Origin of the sequence: Streptomyces sp. NPDC101152 (assembly GCF_044768275.1) — a bacterium.
In the GTDB taxonomy this organism is placed as follows: Bacteria; Actinomycetota; Actinomycetes; order Streptomycetales; family Streptomycetaceae; genus Streptomyces.
Window position 1 is genome coordinate 149,983 of the sequence record NZ_JBIWPO010000006.1, and the last position, 21,342, is coordinate 171,324.

The following is a 21,342-nucleotide window of genomic DNA, read 5'->3' on the forward strand; positions in this document are numbered from 1 at the left end:
AAGTGAGGCTATAGGCGGTCGCACTCCGCCAAGCATCGGCATATCGGCACGGCGACGAATCCGGTGACGGCGCGGCGCCCGGGGTGCGGAGGGCAGGGGAACGGATCCTTCCTCAACTGGCGCCGAGCGCCCAAATGTTCGAGAGAGCAAACATTCTAGCTCCCACCTGTCACACAACCATCACATTCTCGCCTCATGTGACGTACGCGTTAATTCGAATTCATGGGATCACCGGACGGCGGCGAAACATGCCTGCCGCCGTCCCGGGGCGAGGAAGGACGGACCCGCGAGCGGGCCCGGTCCTTCGAACGCATGGTTGACCGTCCGGTCCGCTCTCCGCTCAGCGGACGAACGAGATCTCCGGGTACTTGGCGGAGGGCCCGTCGAGCAAGGTGCTGTGCTTGTGCCGGAGCGTCTGGTCGAAGAAGGCGGCGAGATAGACGCGCTGGACCTCGACCGCCCGGTTCGGGTCGATCGTGCCGTACTGCTGCTGGATCTCGGCCTGGGAGAGGCCGAGCAGCGCCGCCTCCTGCGGCACCATCCACTCCTGGTCGCAGAACGACAGGTGCGCCGCGCCACGGAGCTTGATGTCGACCCGGTACCCCTTCAGATGCGACCACATCGTGCGCCACGAAGCGTCGTTGTTGCGGTTGTGGGTGCCCGAGCTGAAGAGCATGAAGGGGCGGTCCAGGTCCTTGGTCGGCGCCGAACCGAAGAACTGGCCGTCCAGGTCGGCACCGGCGGCGATGCGCTTGTCGAGCTGCATGGCGGTGGGAACCGCCCCACCGCCCAGCGACCAGCCGAACATGCCGATACGGGACATGTCCACCGACTTCGACAGCCCGGCGGGCAGCGTCGCGTGGCCGGCGTCCGGATTGCCCCCACTGCTGATCTTGCCGAGCTGGTTGATGACGAACTTGATGTCGGCCGCGCGCACCTTCAGCGTGTCGGCGGAGCGGGTGCCCGGCGGCATCGCGTTGAGCTCGAGCCGGTTGCCGGGGAACTGCACCTCGTTGGCGTCGTGGGTGTGGTCGACGGTGACGACGAGGTAACCGCGGCTCGCGAGATCCTGGGCGAGCGCCGTGCCCTGCGCGCGGTCCGAGTGCAGCCCGGTCGAGTACAGCAGAACGGGCAGCTTGCCGAGCGAGGTCTTCACCGGGGCGAGGACATGTCCCGCCGTCGTCGCCAGGGTGACCTGCTGCGGCGACATCCCGTGCGTGGTGAGGTAGTGGTCGCCGGATATCGACGGCATCCACGGCGCCTGGTAGTGCCCGGACGTGGCGGTGGCCGGGTACCAGAGCGAGACCATCACCTCGCGCTTGCCGCCCACATACGGATCCGTACGGGACGGGTCGACGAGGTGCAGGCCGACCATGCCCACGCTGTTGGGCCCGGTCGGCGCGGGCATGTTGAGCTGCAGAGCGGACGCGGCCCTGCGGTTCGACGTGAACGCCTCCGGGTGCACCGACTTCTGGGCCAGCGGCCCCTCGTCGTTCTCGGGCGCCCAGTCCGTCGTGGGCTTCGGCTCGTCGGGCGAGAACCCGGTGGCCGTGGGCGAGTCGGACGTCTTCCCGGCAGCCATGGCCGGCGTCACCCCCACACCGAGCGCGACGGCCAGCGCACCCGCCGAGCCGACCGCTCTGGCGATGGCTCTACGACGGGGTCGCGGGCGGCGGTGTTTCATGGAACCCCCTTGGTGGTCAGCGATCACAGAACGCGCGATCGACTGCCGCATACCGTATCGCTGCGGCGACGGGCGGAATCACGCGCCCGGGGTACCGCGGGGGTGACCTCACGTACGGCACGGGCGCTTTGACGCACCTCATGCCGATCTGCGGCCAGGATCTCAGCCGCCCTTCCCCGTGGTCACCCGTGCCTGTCCTACCATGGCGACTCCCGAAGTGACCGTCCCGAGCGTGGTGAACCTGGAGCTGATCCTGACGTAGTCGGCCGGGCGCCACGACACGCGAGCAGGTCGTACAGCAGGGCGTGCGCCGCGCCTAGATGGCCGGATCACCCACATCATGCAGGGCGGCCGGTTCCACCAGCGCACGGTCTGTGGTCACGCGGGACCGGTCATCTGGCGGGCATGGCCGTCAGGTTGCCGTAGCACGCGTCAGAACCGTGTTTGCGGGTGGTAGTGCCGCCGGAGGAGGGGGTCACGGCCGCCGCTCAGGCGTCCGGGGTGGTGGCGTGCTGCTCGGCGACGAGAACGCGGACGTCCCACGGGCCCAGGTGCACCTCCGCGCCGGCCGGTACGTCGTCGCCGCCGAGGACGTCGGACAGGTGCACCGGGGCCGGGACTCGCATCGGCTCCCAGCTCCAGTTGTGGACGACGTGGACGTGACGTCCGTCCGGCGAGGTCCCGGTCGTGACGGTCACGGGCTCGGGCAGGTCCCGCCAACCGCCGCGCGGGTCGGGTGCGATCCAGGCGGCCAGTGACCGGGCGAGGTCACGGCCGGGGACCGTGCCCACGCAGGTGACACGGCCGGCCCCGTGCTGACGGGTGGTGACGGCGGGCCAGCGCCCGAAGTGCGGATGCTCGTAGGAGGCCAGCGTCTCGGCGTCGACCGGGGTGAGGCACTCGAGCCAGTGCGTCGCCGTCGCGTCGGCGGGCACCTGGAGCGGGGCGCCGTCCACACCGCGGACCGGTACGGCCCGCGCCAGGTTGCTGAACTCGTCGTAGTGCACCCCCGCGGCCTCGGCGAGACGCCCGGGGGCCCTGTCGATCCGGGCGCGGGCCTCGTGGTCGGCGTATCCGGTGCGGGGGCCCAGGACGAGGTGGCCGCCCGCGTGGGCGTAGGCGGCGAGCCAGTCGAGAGCGGCGTCGGTGGCGATGTACAGCGCCGGCACGACCAGCACCGGGTGGCGGCGGGCGGCCTCCTCCGGTGCCGTGCCCTGGACCAGTTGGGCGACGTGCACGATCCGCACCTGCCGGCCCGCGTCGAAGGCGCCCCGGTAGAAGGGGTCGAAGATGCGGTGGTAGGCGGCGGGGTCCGGTTCACCGTTGGGCTTGGCCAGCGGCGGGTACTTCTGCATCAGCCACTTGCTCGGCATCGAGTAGACCATGGTGATGTCGGCGTCCGGCTCGAGCCCGGCGACGAGTGGACCGGCCGTCTCGAACTCGGCGCCCAGGCGCGCGATTTCGGCGTAGGTGCGGCCGGGCCGCCCGCTGTGCGGCAGGACACCGCCCCAGTAGGTCTCGGCGCCGAAGCGCAGGGTCTGCCACTGCCAGTACTCGATCATCCGCGCGCCCCGGGCCACGTGCGCCCACGCGGTCTGGCGCCACTGGCCGTCGTAGCCGGGCCGGTTGTCCCAGGCGTAGCCGATGGAGTTCGCGTTGGTCTCGGTGACCAGGAAGGGCTCCTGCCGGGAGGAGAACATCCAGTCCGCCGTCTGGTACATGGACCAGAGGCCGGTGGTCTTCCAGGCCTGCTCGTGCTCGTCCGGAGTCGGGTCGGGCAGCAGGAGGCCGTCCTGCATGTCGTAGTACGGGTTGCCGGAGGCGATGTCGAGGCGCGCGGACAGTTCGTCGTCCGCAACTCCCTGTCGGGTGTAGGAGATGCAGGTGGTGACGAAGTGTTCGGGGCGGGCGTACTCGCGGACGATGTCGGCCTGCCAGCCGATGAACTCGGTGACCTGCCGGGCCTGGAACTCCCGCCAGGCGACGTCGTACTGCGGCTGTTCGTTGCCGTCCGGGGACCACAGGTCGGACCAGTCGGAGAGCCGGTGCGACCAGTAGACCAGGCCCCACTCCCGGTTGAGGGTCTCGACGTCGCCGTACGTGTGGCGCAGGTGGTCGGCGAAGCGCTGAAAGACACCGCGGTTGTGGAAGAGGTGCAGGCCGGGTTCGTTGTCGACCTGCCAGCCGATGACCGCCGGATGGTCGGCGTACCGGGCGACGATCTTCCGGATGACCCGCTCGGCGTGGAAGCGGAACGCCGGGTGGGTGAAGTCCACCTCCTGCCGTGCGCCCCAGGCGAGGCGGTCGCCTGTACGCCGCTCTCCCGCGATCTCCGGGTACTGGCGGGCCAGCCACGGCGGCACCGCGTAGGTCGGGGTGCCGATGATGACGGAGATGCCGCGTTCGTGGGCGCCGTCCAGGACCGGCTGGAGCCAGTCGAGGTCGAAGCGGCCGTTCTCGGGCTCCCAGGTGGACCAGACCGACTCACCGACCCGGATCACGGTGAAGTTCGCCCCGGCCATCAGGTCCAGGTCGGTCTTCAGCCGTTCGGCGGGCCGCAGTTCGGGATCGTACGCGGGCGTGTACTCGTGGTAGTACGCGGCACCGAACAGGACGCGGGCGGGCGGAACCGCCATGGGGGAACCTCCGAGGAGTCGCTTGACTGCGCTGACATGTCTACGCAGTCAGAAGGCACCCGTCAAGCGTCCGACACAGAGGGGCAACCTCGCGCGAGTCCCGGCCGTGACGGGTGGGGCCGTGCCGATGTACGGCCCCACCGGTCCGCAGGTCATCCGAACAGGCGCCGCTGGATCTCCCGCCGGTAGTCCTCGAGCGTCCTGTCGAGGTGGACGGCCGTGGCCTCGGCGGCCTCGTCGGGCCGGCCGTCGCGGATGGCGCGGTAGATCGCCTCGTGTTCCTCGACCGCGGCCGCGGTGCCCTCGCCCAGGCTGTCGTGGATGCCGATCGCGCTGGACTGCCGCTGCAACCGGCGGGCGTCACGCACCGCGCTGCCGAGGAAGGTGTTGTGCGAGGCCGCGGCCACCGCGGCGTGGAAGTCGTCGTCCCCCTTGTTGAAGACGTCGACGTCGCCGTGGGCGTATCCGTGCCGGCACTGCTGCATGGCGACCTCGACGGCGCGCAGTTCGGCGGGCGTGGCCCGGGTGGCGGCGAGCCTGGCGGCGGCCATCTCCTGAACCCTGCGGAACTCGAACAGCATGAGCACGTGATCGAGGTCCACGGGCCGGAAGAAGCCGCCCCAGCGGCTGCTGATCAGCATGCCGTCGTCGTCCGCGACGAACAGTCCGCGTCCCCTGTGCGCCCGCACCCGACCCAGCGCCGAGAGGATCTTCACGGCTTCGCGGACCACCGCTCGGCTCGTGTTCAGCTGCTGGGCGAGGTCGTTCTCGGTGGGCATCCGGTCGCCGGGGACCAGACGCGCCTCGGCGATGAACTCGAGAATCCGCTCCGCCACGACCTCGTACCCGGGCCGGTAGTCGCGCCGCTCATCCGCGCCGTTCACCACCGATGCCACGGCGGGCGTGTCCTTCATGTGTGCTGCCTCCGGGGGACTGAACGACGGTGACTGATGAGACCTGAAGCCGCGCTCATCGTACCCCAGCATGAAATGAGTCGTACTTATCTGGAGGCATCCTCGATCGTGACCGTGCGGCCAATTTAGGCGTCTAGTAGGTATACGCCCCGGTTAATACCTCGTCATGGTCACCTTGACCTGTGCGCCGAACCTCAGAAAAGCCGTACACACCCCTTGACTCCCTCTTTGATATGGCGGCTAATTTCTTCCGCGGTGGTACGACAGAGCCGCCAAGCCGCCTCGTTGTAGACCCAGTGGAGTCGCTCATGTCCGTCTACAAGCCTTCGGGCCATCGGGAGACACGGACCGGCAGGAAACGTGCCGCGTTGCTGGCCGGCTGTGCCGCCACCGTGCTGTTCGCCGTGGCCGCCTGTGGCAGCGGCGGTGGCGGCACAGCCGCTCAGGACAACGGCGCGCTGACCGTCTGGGTGGACGCCACCCGCCTGGCCGCCGCGAAGCAGTACCAGGCGCTGCACCCGGGCGTGAAGCTGCACATCGTCAGCTACGACGGTGACGCCAACGGGTCCAACTACCTCCAGACCAAGGTCCAGTTGTTCAACCGCACGGGCAAGGGCTGGCCGGACGTCGTCTTCAGCTCCCAGAACAACGAGACGAGCTGGGCGGTCGACGCGGGTTTCGCGGCCCCGCTGAACAAGGGCCTGATCCCGGACGCGACCCTCGCCGGGTTCGCCAAGGGGGCCAACGACGTCTGCACGGTCGGCGGGACCCTCTACTGCCTGCGCAACGACCTCTCCCAGGTGGTGCTCTGGTACAACGCGCCGCTGCTGAAGCAGTTCGGCTACACCGTGCCGACGACCTGGGAGCAGTACCAGGCGCTCGGCGAGAAGGTCGCCAAGGAGCACCCCGGCTACCTCGTGGGCGACGCGGGTGACACCTTCACCCCCGAGATCTACCTGTGGGCGAGCAAGTGCGGCGCCAACCACATCACCGGCCCCAAGGCCGTGTCGGTCAACACCACCAGCGAGGCCTGCACCAAGATGGCCAAGCTGATGGACGTACTGATCAAGAACAAGTCGATGTCGATCAGCGGCGTCTTCAGCACCGACTTCGCCAAGAACGAGGCCCACAAGGTCCTGCTCATGCCGGGCCCGGCGTGGTACGGCGGCGCGGTCTTCGAGGGCGGGCTCAAGACCCCGGCCAAGCAGATCGCGGTGGCGCCCGTCCCGCAGTGGCAGGGGGACACCGCACAGTCCACCGGCAACGTCGGCGGCGGCACCTGGCTGCTGTCCAAGCACTCCACCCACATCAAGGCGGCCACCGACTTCCTGAAGTGGGTCACCACCGACAACGCCTACCAGGGCGAGAAGGCCCCCGGCTTCCCGGCGTACGCGCCCGCCGCCGACAACTGGCTGAAGGCGCAGGCCGCCTCCGGGTACTTCGCCGGGGACCTCACCGCCCTCAAGAACGCCTCCTCGCAGGTGTGGCCCGACTGGGGCTCGGGCCAGTTCAGCCAGGAGGCGATCTGGGCCGCCACCGTCAAGCCCGGCCTGACACAGGGCAAGACCATCGAGTCCCTGTTGCCCGCCTGGCAGGACTCCATCGTCAAGTACGCCAAGTCCGACGGATACCAGGTCTCCCAGTGACGCTCACCCACTCCTCGGCCGGCTCTGTCCGGGGGCGCCGTCGCGGCACCTCCCGCCAGAGCCGGGCCGGCGTGGCATTCGTCGCCGGCTACGTGCTGCTGCTGATCGCCTTCGGCGTCCTTCCGACCTGTTACGCGATCTACTTCGCGTTCACCGACGCCGGGGGCGCCTTCACCGGCTTCTCCAACTTCGTCACCACGGCACGGGACTTCCGGTTCGTCGACTCGCTGGGCCATGTGGCCCTGTACCTGGTCTTCTGGCTCCTGTCGCTCGTGGTGTTCGTGGTGGTCCTGGCGCTGCTCCTGCACCGGCTGTCCTCCGGGCCGGTCGGCCAGGCGCTGCGCTTCCTCTACTACATCCCCGGAGCGCTCGCCGGCGCCGCGAGCGTCCTGGTGTGGCTGTTCATGCTCGACCCGACGGTCAGCCCGGTCAGCTCTCTGCTGGGGGCGCTCGGATTCCACACCTTCGGCGAGGTCATCGCCCCCGGCAACCTGGCGCTGCTGTTCACGATCATCGCGTTCTGGACCGGCGCGGGCGGCTGGATCGTCGTCATGTACGGCGCGCTCAACAACATCCCCAAGGACGTCATGGAGGCCGCCCGCATCGACGGCGCGAACGGCTGGCAGACCGCCTGGCGGGTGCAGATCCCCATGCTCCGCAAGTGGATCGTGTACATGGTGATCCTGGCGTTCGCGGGCGGCGCACAGCTCTTCGTCGAGCCGCAGCTGCTCTCCCTGGCCAGCTTGGGCGTGGCGGGCCGCGACTACTCGCTCAACCAGCTGACGTACGACTTCGCCTTCCAGATGAACAACATCAACGGCGCCGCCGCGGTCTCGGTGGAACTCCTGGTCGTCAGCGTGTCGGTCGCCGGTGTCTTCGTCGCACGATCGGGGTTCTTCGATGCCGACTGACACACGCCGCCCCGCTCCCCTCGCCGCCACGCCACGCACCGAAGGGAAAGCCAAGGTCATGGGCCGAACCCGACAGCGGCGCGGCCGGCCCCCGCGGCAGACGGCGTCCCGGCTGCTGGCGGGTTCCGTGCTCACCGTGTTCGTGGCGTTCTTCGTGCTGCCGGTGCTGTGGCTGCTGCTCGCGGCGACCAAGACCGACGAGCAGTTGGTCCACGGCAACCCCCTGTCCTTCGGGTCGTGGCACGCGCTGACGGCCAACTGGCACGCGCTCACCGCCTTCCAGGACGACGCCCTCCTGATGTGGCTGCGCATCTCCGCCCTCTACGCGGCGATCTCCCTGGTCATCACGCTCTGCCTGGCCATACCGGCCGGGTACGCGCTGGCGATGACCGAGTTCCGCGGCCGGCACGCGCTGCTGATCGCGACCCTGGTCGTGATGCTGATGCCGAACGCCACCCTGGTGGTGCCGCTGTTCCTGGAGATCAACGCGGTGCACCTGATCGGCACGATGTGGTCGATCATCCTGCCGTACTCGTTCTACCCGTTCGGGGTGTACCTGACGTACATCTACTTCACCACCGCCGTGCCCAGGGATCTGCTGGCCGCGGCGCGGATGGACGGCTGCTCCGAGTTCGGTGTCTTCCGCCATGTGGCGCTGCCGCTGGCGACCCCCGTCATCGCGCTCGTCGGGTTCTTCAGCTTCGTCGCCAACTGGACCAACTACTTCCTGCCGTACGTGATGCTCCCCGAGAGCGGCCAGATGCCGATCCAGGTGGGCGTCGGCAGCCTGCTCAGCAATGTGCCGTCGTTCAACCCGACCGCCGGCGACCTCGCGATCCAACGCCCGCAACTGGCCCTGGCGACGCTGGTCGCCATCACGCCGGTACTCGTCGTGTTCCTGTTCGCCCAGCGCTTCCTGGTCGGCGGGATGCTCGCCGGCGCCACCAAGGAGTGACCGCTCTCATGCACTTCAGCCCTCACCCCGACGCGTTCGAGGACGACACCCCGGCCGCCGACCGGCCCGCCGCCGCACCCGAGGTCCGGGCCACGGTCCCGTTGCTCGAACCACCCGGCTGGGCCGTGGCCCAACGCGCCCTGTTCGACCTGCTCGACCACGCCTGGCGCCGCTTCGAGCACGCCTTCACGGGCCCCGACGGACGCCTGAACTACAACGGCAGGCTGACCAGCCGCGACGGAGTCGACGACTTCTACGAGGTCTTCTTCAACTGGCCCCAGCTCTACCTCCTCGGCGGCGCCGACGACCTCCTGCCCGCGAGCGAGAAGCACTGGGAGGGAGTCACCCGGCAGCTGGCCGAACTGGACATGCTGCGCGACGAGTTCGAGCGCGGCTACGACTGGTTCCACCAGGGCGAGAGCCTGCTGCTGCTCTACTTCCTGTGCATGGCCGCCCCGGACCGCTGGGCCGAACGCGCCCTGCGTTTCGCCGAGTTGTACGTCGACCCCGCCAAGGGCAACTACGACCCCGAGCGGCGCATCATCACCCGCCCGCACAACGGCAGCGACCCCGAGCGCACCGGCCTCTTCGACGGCGACGTCTACCCCTGGCTGCTCAAGGAGGCCGAGACCTACGGCTTCCCGCTGGACTGGATCCCCGAGGCCGAGGGCGGCCCCTTCCCGCTCTCGGCGGACCCGCGCCTGGGCGACCAGATGCGCGACCGGATGGGCGTCGGCGACACCGCGCTCAACCTCGCCGCCGCCGGACTGGTCCTCAACGCCTGGATCCTGTCCGGCGAGGAGCGCTACCGGGACTGGATCGTCGAGTACGTCGGCGCCTGGCGCCAGCGCACCCGCGAACAGGGCGGCCTGATCCCGGACAACGTCGGCCCGGACGGGGTCGTCGGCAGCCTGCTGGAGGGCCGCTGGTACGGCGGCCACTACGGCTGGTCCTGGCCGCACGGCTGGCACAGCGTCGGTCACGCGGCCTGTGTGGCTGCGCTCGCGGCGGCGACGGTCACCGGGGACGACGACTACCTCTCCATGGTCGCGACCTCGCTCGACGCCCTCATCGACCGCGGCAAGGTCATGCCCAACACGGAGGCGGACTCGAGCCTGCCCTCGAAGTGGGTCGCGGAACTCGGCCCCGACCGGCACACACCCACCCTCCACCTGCCGTTCCGGCACAACGACTCGGGCTGGTTCGACTACAACCCGCCCACCTCTCCCGTACCGGTGGCGCTGTGGCACCACACCTCCGCAGAGGCCGACCGGGCCCGACTGGAGCGGCTGCGCGAGGCCGACGGCATCGACTGGCGGACCGTACGGCCCTTCCGCGCCAAGGAGGAGTCCGGCCACGAGAAGGCGTGGTTCGCCTTCCTCGCCGGCGACGACCCCGGCTACCCGGAGCGGATCCTCGCGGCCGCCCAGGCCCAGGTCCGGCACCGCCTGCGGCGCATCGACCGGTACCGCGACCTGGACGTGCCCGAGGCGGACATCCACGTGTGGCAGCAGTGCAACCCGGTGGCCACGGAGGCCCTGGTGCACCTGACCTGGGGCGGCCCGCAGGTGCTGTACAACGGCGGACTGCAGCAGGCGCGCCTGCGCTACCACGACGCCGAGGCCCGCCGCGCCGGCCTCCCGGCAAAGGTCGCCGCCCTGGTCACCTCCATCGACCCCGAGGCGACCACCGTCGAACTGGTCAACCTCTCCCCCGGCACCGACCGCACGGTCGTCGTCCAGGCGGGCGCGTTCGCCGAGCACACGATCACCGGCGTCCGGTACACGACCTGCGAGGACGCGGGCTGGATCGGCGACATGTACGACTACGGCCACACCGAGCCGGTGGTCTCGCATGACGAAGTCCCGGTTGACGGTCCCTTTCTGACGGTCCGTCTGCCCGCCTCCACCCGCATCCGGCTCACCCTGCGACTGGAGCTGCGCACCCGAACACCCAGCTACCGCTCGCCGTTCGACACCGCCGCAGAGCAGGCCAACTCCACCGACACGACAGGGGAATCGGCGTGAAGCGTATCGCCCAGACCATCAGGCTCCGCCCCGAACACCGCGAGGAGTACCTGCGGCTCCACTCCGCCGTGTGGCCCGGCGTCGAGGCCGCGCTGCACCGGGCGAACATCCGCAACTACAGCATCTTCCTCCACGGTGACGTGCTGTTCGCCTACATGGAGTACCACGGCGGGGATTTCGAGGCGGACATGGCGACCATCGAGGCCGACCCGGAGACCCAGCGGTGGTGGAAGCTCACCGACCCGTGCCAGGAACCCTGGCCCGACCGGGGCGAGGGCCGCCAGTGGAGCGAGCTCCGCGAGATCTGGCACCTGAGCCCGCCCGGCGACGACACCACCGCCTGACCCGGCCCGCACCGACTGGGAACCCCCTGTGAACGCACCCGTACTCGTCGACGCCCACCATCATCTGTGGGACCTCTCCCACCGGCCGCAACCCTGGCTCGACGACCCCGACGTGGCATCCATCCGCCGCACCTTCGCCCCCGAGGACCTGCGCTCCACTGCCACCCGCCCCATCGCGGGCCGACGGCTGCACGGCACGGTCGTCGTGCAGTGCATCGCCGAGATCGCCGAGACCGAGGACCTGCTCGCGCTCGCGGAACGGGAGCCGCTGATCCAGGCCGTGGTCGGCTGGGCCGACCTGACCTCCCCGGCGATCGGTGACCAGCTCGACCAGTTGATCGCCGGCCCGGGTGGTGGACTCCTGCGCTCCCTGCGACACCTCGTGCAGAGCGAGACGGATCCGAACTGGCTGCAACGCCCCGATGTGGAACGTGGGTTGAGGGCGATCAGGGACCGCGGGCTGGGCTACGACGTGCTCGTACGCGACCACCAGCTCGACCAGGCGATCCGGCTCGCGGAACGCTTCCCCGACCTGCCCCAGGTCCTCGACCACGCGGGCAAGCCGGACATCGCCCGGCAGGACCTCGCGGACTGGGAACGCGGGATGCGGCTGCTGGCCGTACACCCGCACGTGGTGTGCAAGGTCTCCGGACTGATCACCGAGGCCGACCACACCCACTGGACCACCGCCGACATCCGGCCGGTCTGGGACGTGCTGCTCTCCGCCTTCGGCCCCGACCGGCTGATGTTCGGCTCGGACTGGCCGGTCGCCAACCTGGCGGGGGGCTGGAACCGTTGGGCCGCGACCGTGGACGAACTGCTCACCGGCTGGAGCGTGAGCGATGTCGACGCGCTCCTCGCCGGCACCGCGACCGCGTTCTACGGCCTTGCCCCCGCACACTCCGGTCCGCGTCGACGAGACCCTGCCCCGTGACCACCGAGCACACCACCAGGGCCCGGTGAAGTGGCGATCGGCTGGGGTCACCCGCCGTCGAAACCCGGGGCGGGATACAGTGCCCGTCACGGCAGCCTGGTCAGGGAGGCAAGCGTGACCGACACCAGCGACACCCGGCCCGCCGAGGGTGAGGCGCAGGCGGCGCGGCCGAGCCCACTGCACCGGCTGATGCGGTACATCCCCTTGATCGCCCCCGTCCTGCTGTGGACCGTGCCCTGCTGGGTGCTCCTGTACGGCGGCCAGCACTGGCCGCTGCCCGTCACGCTGGCCGGCACCGCGGTGTTCGTCCTCGGCCTCGCCGGTATGCCGCTCGCGATGATGCGCGGTCACGGCCGACGCCAGCAGGACCGCGCGGCGATCGTCGGTGACACCCTGCTGGGCACCAGCTGGATCCTGTTCACGTGGTCCGTCCTGCTCGGCGTCCTCCTGCGACTCGCCCTGACCCTGGCCGGCGTCGGCGGGAGCCAGGACCGGGCCCGCATCGTCACCTGGGCCGTCCTCGGCGTGACCGCCGCACTGCTCACCTGGGGGTCCGCCGAGGCTCGCCGCGTGCCTCGCGTGCGCCGGCTCGACGTGCGACTGCCGCGGTTGGGTGCCGGGTTGGACGGCCTCCGCGTCGTCCTCATCACCGACACCCACTACGGCCCGCTCGACCGCGCCCGCTGGTCGGCACGGGTGTGCGAGACGGTGAACGCCCTGGAGGCCGACCTGGTCTGCCACACCGGCGACATCGCGGACGGCACCGCCGAGCGCCGGCGCGCGCAGGCCCTGCCCCTCGGTACCGTGCGGGCCACCCGGGCCCGGGTGTACGTCACCGGCAACCACGAGTACTACAGCGAGGCCCAGGGGTGGGTCGACCTGATGGACGAGCTGGGCTGGGAGCCGCTGCGCAACCGCCACCTGCTGCTCGAACGCGGCGGCGACACCCTCGTGGTCGCCGGCGTCGACGACGTCACCGCCGAGTCCTCCGGCCTGGCAGGCCACCGCGCCCACCTCGCCGGAGCCCTGAACGGCGCCGACCCCGACCTGCCGGTCCTGCTCCTGGCACACCAGCCCAAGTTCGTCGACCGGGCGGCGGCCGCCGGCGTCGACCTACAGCTCTCGGGCCACACCCACGGCGGCCAGATCTGGCCCTTCCACCACCTGGTCCGCATCGACCAGCCGGTCCTGGCCGGTCTCAGCAGCCACGGCCCCCGGACCCTTCTGTACACCAGCCGCGGCACGGGCTTCTGGGGGCCGCCGTTCCGTGTCTTCGCCCCCAGCGAGATCACTCTGCTCGTGCTCCGCTCCGGGCACCTGTGACAGCGTGAGGACCCTCGCATCACCTGGGCGTTGCGGCGCGCGGAAATCACCGAGGGCCTGGGCGGGGTGCGGGCCGGGGGACGCCGCGGACTGAGTCAGGTCTCCTGAGGCTACGGGACCAGGACGATCTTGCCGGTGGTGTGGCCGGACATGATCTCCCGATGTGCTGCGGCCGCTTCCCGCAGCGGGTAGCTGCCGGCGACCAGGATGCGCAGTCGCCCTGCTTCGGCGGCCGCGGTGAGTTCCAGACGGGCGGCGGCGCGGATCTGCGTACCGGGGTCGGCGCCGGGCGAGCCGCCGAGGAGTTTGATGCCGGCCCTGGCGCCGCGCTCGAATCCGGCGATGGTGGCGATGCGGGCGCGGTCCGCCACGAGGTCCACCGAGACGTCCACCGCCTCGTCCGTGCCCACCAGGTCCGCCGCCGCGTCGATGCCCTCGGGCGCCGCGGCTCGTACCCGATCGGCCAGGCCGGGACCGTAGGTGATCGGGACCGCGCCCAGGTCGCGCAGGAGTTCGTGTTTGGCCTCGCTCGCCGTTCCCACAACGGTGGCGCCGCGGGCCACCGCCAGTTGCACGGCCACCAGGCCGACTCCCCCGGCGGCGCCGTGGATCAGCACGGTGTCGCCCTTGCCCAGGCCGATCGCCTCGAGGACGTGCACAGCGGTGGCTCCGGCGGCCATCAGTCCGCCGGCCTCCTCCCAGGACAGTTCGGCGGGCTTCGGCACCACCGCCGACGCCGGTACGACGAGGTCGGAGACGTACGCGCCCGGCGCTCGATGGACGATCACCTCGTCGCCGACCTCGACGGGGCCCGCGGGGCCGGTCGCTCCGGCGCCCACCGCGGTCACGACGCCGGCGGCCTCGCCGCCGAGCCGCAGCGGCAGCCGAGCCGGGTCGGCCCCGAAGGCACCGCTGTAGACCTTGTAGTCGAAGGGATTGACGCCCGCGGCGCGGACCGCGACCCGCACCTCGCCGGGGCCGGGTTCCGGGACGTCGACCTCGATCACCGACAGGACCTCGGGGCCGCCGTACGCGCTCGCCACCACTGCTTCGCTCATACTCCTCGACAACACGTGTCTCGGGTTCCGTGATTCCCCAAGTGCCGAAGCCCGCCGTGAGTCGTGCTGCACACCCCGGGGACCACGCTGCGGGCATGCACATCCAACCCGACGCTCGTACGCTCAGAAAACACCGGGCCTCCCGCACATGTAGGCACTACCGGCCAGGCTGCGCCCGGCCGGCAACCCACGACAACGTGCGAGCGAGGCCCGGGCCCACGACCGGCACCTACACACCGTCTAGGCCACCGCCTCCCCGGCCGGAGCGGTGTTCGTGATCTCCACCGCGCGCTCCTCGAACTGCGTGCGGTACAACTCCGCGTACCGTCCGCCCGCCGCGAGCAGTTCCTCGTGCGTGCCGCGTTCCACGATCAGGCCGTTCTCCACCACCAGGATCAGGTCCGCCGAGCGCACGGTGGACAGCCGGTGGGCGATGACGACCGCGGTCCGGCCCTCCAGCGCCTCGGTCAGCGCCTCCTGGACGGCGGCCTCGGAGGTGTTGTCCAGGTGGGCGGTGGCCTCGTCGAGGATGACGACCCGCTGGCGGGCCAGCAGGAGGCGGGCGATGGTCATGCGCTGGCGCTCGCCGCCGGAGAGACGGTAGCCGCGTTCGCCGACGACGGTGTCGAGGCCGTCGGGCAGGGAGCGGATCAGGTCGTCGAGGCGGGAGCGGCGCAGGGCGTCCCACAGGTCGGGCTCGGTCGCCTCGGGGCGGGCCAGCAGGAGGTTGGCGCGGACGGTGTCGTGGAAGAGGTGGCCGTCCTGGGTGACCATGCCGAGGGTGGCGCGCAGGGAGCGGGCGGTCAGGTCCCGGACGTCCACCCCGCCGACGCGGACGGCTCCCTCGTCGACGTCGTACAGGCGCGGCAGCAGCTGGGCGACGGTCGACTTGCCGGCACCGGACGAGCCGACGAGGGCGACGGTCTGCCCGGGTTCGGCGCGGAAGGAGATGCCGTGCAGGACCTCGGCGCCGCCGCGGGTGTCGAGGGCGGCGACCTCCTCCAGGGAGGCGAGGGAGACCTTGTCGGCGGAGGGGTAGCCGAAGCGGACGTCGTCGAACTCCACGGCGACCGGCCCCTCGGGCACCTCTCGCGCGTCCGGTTTCTCCTCGATCAGCGGCTCCAGGTCGAGCACCTCGAAGACGCGCTCGAAGCTGACCAGGGCGCTCATCACCTCGACGCGGGCACCGGCGAGCGCGGTGAGCGGGGCGTACATCCGGGTCAGCAGGAGGGCCAGGGAGACGACGGCGCCCGGCTCCAGGCTGCCGCGCAGCGCGAACCAGCCGCCGAGGCCGTAGACCAGGGCGAGGGCAAGGGAGGAGACCAGGGTCAGCGCGGTCAGGAACACCGACTGGGCGGTGGCCGTGCGCACACCGATGTCCGCGACGCGGCGGGCGCGCGCCGCGAACTCCGCCGACTCCTCGTCCGGGCGCCCGAACAGCTTGACGAGCGTGGCGCCCGGCGCCGAGAAGCGCTCGGTCATGCGGGTGCCCATCGCGGCGTTGAGCGTCGCCGCCTCCCGCTGCATGCGGGCCATCCGGCTGCCCATGCGCCGGGCGGGGACGACGAACAACGGGAGCAGGACCAGCGCGAGCAGGGTGATCTGCCAGGACAGGGTGACCATGACGGCGAGCGTGAGCACCAGCGTGACGAAGTTGCTGACCACTCCGGACAGGGTGTTGCTGAAGGCGCGCTGGGCGCCGATGACGTCGTTGTTGAGACGGGAGACCAGCGCTCCCGTACGAGTGCGTGTGAAGAACGCGACCGGCATCCGCTGCACATGATCGAACACAGCCGTGCGCAGATCGAGGATGAGTCCCTCCCCGAGCGTCGCCGAGAGTCTGCGCCCGAGGATGCCCAGCGCCGCCTCGGCGATCGCGATCAGCGCGATGAGCAGGGCCAGCCGGACGACGGTGCCGCGGTCACCCCGCGACACGATCGCGTCGACGACATGTCCGGCGAGCACGGGGGTCGCCACGGCGAGCAGGGCGGTCACCACCCCGAGGAGCACGAACTGCGCGATACGGGCGCGGTGCGGGCGGGCGAACGCGCCGATGCGGCGCAGCGTGGCGCGCGCCACGGGGCGCCGTTCCTGCTGGGCGGTCATGACACTGTGCAGCTGTGTCCACGCTGTGGTCTCCATGCTCATGGGAGAGAACCTAGAACCTCGAGCGTTGTTGAGGTCAACACTCCCGTGGCACCGTCCCCTCCCCCGAAGGACCCCATGGCCCCGCCTCCCCAGCCGCTCCCCGTCCGTAAGCCGCCCGCCGCACTCCCGCAACCCCCAGTTGGCGCGGTGCGGAAACGCTCTTCGGATGTGACTGCGGTTCAACTCCCCCAAGGCTCCCTTCCGCCCGGACGACTCCCCCGTCGCGTCCCGGTGCGCCAGATCCTGTGCCTGGTTCCGCTCCTGCTGGTCACCGTCGTCGCCGTGCAGCACCGGGACGTGCTCGTCGAGGGCATCGGCCAACTGCGCTCGGCCCGGTGGCCGTGGCTGCTGGCCGCGGTCGGCGCCACCTGTCTGACCTGGGTGGCGGCCGCGTTCACCCGGCAGGGCGCGGTCGTCGACCGGCTGCCCCGGCGGCGGCTGCTCGCGACCCAGTTCGCGGCGGGCTCGGCCAACCACCTGCTGCCCACCGGCCTCGGCGCGGGGGCGGTCAACCTGCGCTTCATGACGGTGTGCGGCATCCCGCTGGCCCGTTCCTCGGCCGCGCTGGCCCTGTATCTGCTGGCCGAGTCGGTCACCCGGGTGGGTCTGCTGGTCGTCCTGCTCGTCGCGTTCCCCGGCGCGCTGCGCTTCGGCGATCTGGTGCCGCACGGCTCGGCCACTCCCGTGCTGCTGGCGACCGGTGCGGCGGCGCTCACCGCCGTGGCGGCCCTCGCCCTGGTACGACGCCTGCGCTCGGCCCTCGTGACCTTCCTGCGCACGGCGCTCGGCGAACTGCGTTCGGTGCACGCCCGCCCGTGCCGCGCCCTCGCGCTGTGGGGCGGCTCGCTCGCCTTCCCCGCGTTGCAGGCGGCGGGGCTGGTCCTGGTCGGGCTGTCCCTGGGGCTGCCGGTGTCGCCGGTGCGGATGGCGGTGGCCTATCTCGCGGCGACCGTCGCCGTGGCCCTGGTGCCGACGCCGGGCGGCCTCGGCTCGGTGGAGGCGGCGCTGATCGTGGCGCTGGTCGCGGCGGGCGCTCCGGCGTCCGTGGCGACGGCGGTGGTGCTGGCCTACCGGATCATCACGGTGTGGCTGCCGCTGGTGCCGGGGGCGCTGACCCTGGGGGCGCTGGTGCGGCTGAAGGTGATCTGAGGGCCGCTCAACTCGGCACCGGCCTGCCGCGGAACTGACCGGATCCGTGCCGTTTCGGCCGGTGCCCGGACGAACTCCTGTGCGAGGTAGGGCAGGATGAGCGGTTGCACATCCCGAACCTGGAGGTAGCCGGTGCACCGAGCGCTCACCGTGGACGACCTGGTCATCGCCTCGATCGCCCTGGCGGCGGGCCTGTTGGCGGCGTTCCTGCTGCGCATGCTGCTGCGGTGGCTGGGACGGCACGCCGACCGCACCCGCTGGAGAGGCGACGACGTGATCGTGGACGCGCTGCGCACGGTGGTGCCGTGGGCGGCGTTCCTGGGCGGCGCGGCGTCCGCGGGCGGGGTGCTTCCGCTGACGAGGACCGTCCAGAAGCACGTGAACCAGTCACTGACGGTCGTCCTCATCTTCGTCGTGACCGTCACGGCGGCCCGGGTCGTCGCCGGTCTGGTGCGGGCGGTCACGCAGTCGCGGTCCGGGGTGGCCGGGTCGGCCACGATCTTCGTGAACATCACCCGGGTGCTGGTCCTGGCGATCGGTTTCCTGGTGGTGCTGCAGACCCTGGGCATATCGATCGCCCCGATGCTCACCGCCCTGGGCGTCGGCGGTCTGGCGGTGGCGCTGGCCCTGCAGGACACGCTCGCCAACCTCTTCGCCGGCCTCCACATCCTCGCGTCCAGGACCGTCCAGCCCGGCGACTACATCCGGCTGAGCAGCGGTGAGGAGGGCTACGTCGAGGACATCAACTGGCGGCAGACGACCGTCCGCGCGCTCTCCAACAACCTGGTCGTCATTCCCAACGGTCAGCTCGCCAAGTCGAACATGACCAACTTCATGCGTCCCGAGCAGCAGCTGACCGTCCTGGTGCAGGTGGGCGTGGCCTACGACAGCGACTTGGAGCACGTCGAGCGCGTGACGGCGGAGGTCGTCGCCGAGGTGATGAAGGGGACGGCGGGCGCCGTCCCGGACCACGAACCGGCCATCCGGTTCCACACCTTCGGCGACTCCCGGATCGGTTTCACCGTGATCCTCGGCGTCGGTGAGTTCAGCGACCAGTTCCGGATCAAGCACGAGTTCATCAAGGCGCTGCACCGGCGCTACCGCGAGGAGGGCATCCGCATCCCGGCGCCCACCCGGACCGTGGCACTGCAGCAGGGCCCGGTGTCGATCCCCCAGCAGCGCGGCCCGCACGAGGTGGGCGACGCGAACGCGGGCCACCTCGACTGACGGCCGGAGCGTCGCCCGGTCGCCATGCGTTGCGGTGCGTCGCCGGGGCCGGCGGGACGCGTGCGCCGCGTCACAGGCACGGACCCCTGTCGAGCCGGCCCCGATCACGAGATATCTTGATGTCGAGCAATGTTGCAGACGTGGAGCGGAGCACCCGGTGACTGACTCGACCATCATCTATACGCACACTGACGAGGCCCCGGCCCTGGCGACGTATTCCTTCCTGCCGGTGGTCCAGGCGTACGCCTCGCAGGCGGGTGTCTCCGTGGAGACGCGGGACATCTCGCTGGCCGGGCGCATCATCGCCGTGTTCCCGGAGTACCTCACCGAGGACCAGCGGATCCCGGACGCCCTCCATGAGCTGGGCGAACTGGCCAAGACGCCCGAGGCCAACATCATCAAGCTGCCGAACATCTCGGCGTCCATCCCGCAGCTCAAGGCCGCCGTCGCGGAGCTGCAGGCGCAGGGCTACGCGCTGCCGAACTACCCGGACGACCCGAAGACCGACGAGGAGCGGGAGATCCAGGCCCGCTACGACAAGGTCAAGGGCTCCGCCGTGAACCCGGTCCTGCGGGAGGGCAACTCCGACCGCCGCGCCCCCGCCTCGGTGAAGAACTACGCCAAGACCCACCCGCACCGCATGGGCGCCTGGTCGGCCGACTCCAAGACCAACGTGGCGACCATGGGCGAGAACGACTTCCGCTCCACCGAGAAGTCCGTCGTCGTCTCCGAGGCCGGCTCGCTGAGGATCGAGCTGGTCGCCGAGGACGGCACCACCACCGTGCTGCGCGAGTCGGTACCCGTCCTGGAGGGCGAGGTCGTCGACGCCTCCGTGCTGCACGTGGCCGCGCTGCGCGAGTTCCTCACCGCGCAGATCGCCCGCGCCAAGGCCGAGGACGTGCTGTTCTCGGTCCACCTGAAGGCCACCATGATGAAGGTCTCCGACCCGATCATCTTCGGCCACGTGGTGCGCGCGTTCTTCCCGAAGACCTTCGAGCAGTACGGCGCCGCCCTCGCGGCCGCCGGTCTGTCCCCGAACGACGGCCTGGGCGGCATCCTCAAGGGCCTGGACGCCCTGCCCGAGGGCGACGCGATCAAGGCGTCCTTCGAGGCGGAGCTCGCCGAGGGCCCGGCCCTGGCGATGGTCGACTCCGACAAGGGCATCACCAACCTGCACGTCCCCTCCGACGTCATCGTCGACGCCTCGATGCCGGCCATGATCCGCACCTCCGGCCACATGTGGGGCCCGGACGGCCAGGAGGCCGACACCCTCGCGGTCCTGCCGGACTCGTCGTACGCCGGTGTCTACCAGGCCGTGATCGAGGACTGCCGCGCCAACGGCGCCTACGACCCGTCCACCATGGGCTCGGTCCCGAACGTGGGCCTGATGGCGCAGAAGGCCGAGGAGTACGGCTCCCACGACAAGACCTTCGAGATCAAGGCGGCCGGCACCGTCCGTGTCGTCGACCAGGCCGGCAACGCCCTGATCGAGCAGCCGGTCGCCGAGGGCGACATCTTCCGCGCCTGCCAGACCAAGGACGCCCCGATCAAGGACTGGGTGAAGCTGGCCGTCACCCGCGCCCGCGCCACCGGCGACCCGGCCGTCTTCTGGCTGGACGAGACCCGCGCGCACGACGCCAACCTGATCGCCAAGGTCAACGCCTACCTGCCGGAGCACGACACCGAGGGCCTGGACATCCGCATCCTCGCCCCCGTCGAGGCCACCAAGCTGTCGGTGGAGCGCATCCGCCGCGGCGAGGACACCATCTCCGTCACCGGCAACGTGCTGCGCGACTACCTGACCGACCTCTTCCCCATCCTGGAGCTGGGCACCAGCGCCAAGATGCTGTCGGTCGTCCCGCTGATGGCGGGCGGCGGCCTGTTCGAGACGGGTGCCGGCGGTTCCGCGCCCAAGCACGTCCAGCAGCTGGTCAAGGAGAACTACCTGCGCTGGGACTCGCTCGGTGAGTTCTTCGCCCTGGTGCCCTCCCTCGAGCAGTACGCCACGGCCACCGGCAACGCCCGCGCCAAGGTGCTGGCCGACACCCTCGACCGGGCCACGGCCACCTTCCTCAACGAGGACAAGTCCCCGACCCGGCGCGTCGGTGGCATCGACAACCGCGGCAGCCACTTCTACCTGTCCCTGTACTGGGCGCAGGAGCTGGCGCGGCAGACCGACGACGCCGAGCTGGCGAAGGCCTTCCAGCCGCTCGCCGAGACGCTCGCCGCGGCCGAGCAGAAGATCGTCGACGAGCTGAACGCGGTGCAGGGCAGCCCGGCCGACATCGGCGGCTACTACCAGCCGGACCCGGCGAAGGCCGCCGCGGTCATGCGTCCGTCGGCCACCTGGAACGAGGCGCTGGCCTCGCTGAGCTGACGTCCCGCC

15 protein-coding genes are annotated in these 21,342 nt (G+C 70.7%); 10 read left to right on the forward strand and 5 right to left on the reverse strand.

The window, feature by feature from the left end:
* Window positions 1-340: 340 nt before the first annotated feature.
* The 3 genes from ACIRVK_RS10450 to ACIRVK_RS10460 form a co-directional block, all read right to left on the reverse strand.
* Entirely contained in the window at window positions 341-1,684 is a 1,344-nt protein-coding gene (locus tag ACIRVK_RS10450) for an alpha/beta hydrolase family protein (protein WP_404245212.1), read from the reverse strand.
* A 488-nt stretch (window positions 1,685-2,172) separates the two neighbouring features.
* On the reverse strand, window positions 2,173-4,320 hold the full coding sequence (locus tag ACIRVK_RS10455) for a beta-galactosidase (RefSeq protein ID WP_404245214.1): 2,148 nt from the start codon (window positions 4,318-4,320) through the stop codon (window positions 2,173-2,175).
* Window positions 4,321-4,472: 152 nt separating this feature from the next.
* Entirely contained in the window at window positions 4,473-5,234 is a 762-nt protein-coding gene (locus ACIRVK_RS10460) for a FadR/GntR family transcriptional regulator (protein ID WP_404245216.1), read from the reverse strand.
* Window positions 5,235-5,542: 308 nt separating this feature from the next.
* Here ACIRVK_RS10460 and ACIRVK_RS10465 point away from each other — a divergent pair, with 308 nt between their 5' ends.
* The 7 genes from ACIRVK_RS10465 to ACIRVK_RS10495 all read left to right on the forward strand — a co-directional run bounded on the left by ACIRVK_RS10465 (window position 5,543) and on the right by ACIRVK_RS10495 (window position 13,374).
* Window positions 5,543-6,880 (forward strand): ABC transporter substrate-binding protein, encoded by a 1,338-nt coding sequence (locus ACIRVK_RS10465; RefSeq protein ID WP_404245218.1) that lies wholly within the window; start codon window positions 5,543-5,545, stop codon window positions 6,878-6,880.
* Entirely contained in the window at window positions 6,877-7,791 is a 915-nt protein-coding gene (locus ACIRVK_RS10470) for a carbohydrate ABC transporter permease (RefSeq protein WP_404245220.1), read from the forward strand. Before ACIRVK_RS10465 ends, ACIRVK_RS10470 begins: the two co-directional genes overlap by 4 nt.
* 58 nt (window positions 7,792-7,849) lie before the next feature.
* Window positions 7,850-8,746: a carbohydrate ABC transporter permease gene (locus ACIRVK_RS10475; RefSeq protein ID WP_404245222.1), complete on the forward strand. Its 897-nt coding sequence runs from the start codon at window positions 7,850-7,852 to the stop codon at window positions 8,744-8,746.
* Window positions 8,747-8,754: 8 nt separating this feature from the next.
* Window positions 8,755-10,773: a hypothetical protein gene (locus tag ACIRVK_RS10480; RefSeq protein ID WP_404245224.1), complete on the forward strand. Its 2,019-nt coding sequence runs from the start codon at window positions 8,755-8,757 to the stop codon at window positions 10,771-10,773.
* Window positions 10,770-11,117: an L-rhamnose mutarotase gene (locus ACIRVK_RS10485; protein ID WP_404245226.1), complete on the forward strand. Its 348-nt coding sequence runs from the start codon at window positions 10,770-10,772 to the stop codon at window positions 11,115-11,117. Before ACIRVK_RS10480 ends, ACIRVK_RS10485 begins: the two co-directional genes overlap by 4 nt.
* 28 nt (window positions 11,118-11,145) lie before the next feature.
* Window positions 11,146-12,051, forward strand: coding sequence for an amidohydrolase family protein (locus tag ACIRVK_RS10490; protein WP_404245228.1), 906 nt, complete (start codon window positions 11,146-11,148; stop codon window positions 12,049-12,051).
* Between the two features lie 114 nt (window positions 12,052-12,165).
* Window positions 12,166-13,374: a metallophosphoesterase gene (locus ACIRVK_RS10495; protein ID WP_404245230.1), complete on the forward strand. Its 1,209-nt coding sequence runs from the start codon at window positions 12,166-12,168 to the stop codon at window positions 13,372-13,374.
* A 110-nt stretch (window positions 13,375-13,484) separates the two neighbouring features.
* On the opposite strand, the gene ACIRVK_RS10500 is transcribed toward ACIRVK_RS10495, so the two are convergent.
* Both ACIRVK_RS10500 and ACIRVK_RS10505 read right to left on the reverse strand, forming a co-directional pair.
* Window positions 13,485-14,417, reverse strand: a complete 933-nt coding sequence (locus ACIRVK_RS10500) for a zinc-binding alcohol dehydrogenase family protein (protein ID WP_404245560.1) — start codon at window positions 14,415-14,417, stop codon at window positions 13,485-13,487.
* A gap of 255 nt (window positions 14,418-14,672) precedes the next feature.
* Window positions 14,673-16,574 carry an ABC transporter ATP-binding protein gene (locus tag ACIRVK_RS10505; protein WP_404245562.1) on the reverse strand — a complete coding sequence of 634 codons (1,902 nt, stop codon included), beginning with the start codon at window positions 16,572-16,574 and terminating at the stop codon, window positions 14,673-14,675.
* Window positions 16,575-16,748: 174 nt separating this feature from the next.
* Here ACIRVK_RS10505 and ACIRVK_RS10510 point away from each other — a divergent pair, with 174 nt between their 5' ends.
* The 3 genes from ACIRVK_RS10510 (at window position 16,749) to ACIRVK_RS10520 (ending at window position 21,333) form a co-directional block, all read left to right on the forward strand.
* Window positions 16,749-17,729 (forward strand): YbhN family protein, encoded by a 981-nt coding sequence (locus tag ACIRVK_RS10510; protein ID WP_404245232.1) that lies wholly within the window; start codon window positions 16,749-16,751, stop codon window positions 17,727-17,729.
* 132 nt (window positions 17,730-17,861) lie between these two features.
* Window positions 17,862-18,956 (forward strand): mechanosensitive ion channel family protein, encoded by a 1,095-nt coding sequence (locus tag ACIRVK_RS10515; RefSeq protein WP_404245234.1) that lies wholly within the window; start codon window positions 17,862-17,864, stop codon window positions 18,954-18,956.
* 157 nt (window positions 18,957-19,113) lie between these two features.
* Window positions 19,114-21,333, forward strand: coding sequence for an NADP-dependent isocitrate dehydrogenase (locus ACIRVK_RS10520; protein ID WP_404245236.1), 2,220 nt, complete (start codon window positions 19,114-19,116; stop codon window positions 21,331-21,333).
* The last annotated feature ends 9 nt before the right edge of the window (window positions 21,334-21,342 follow it).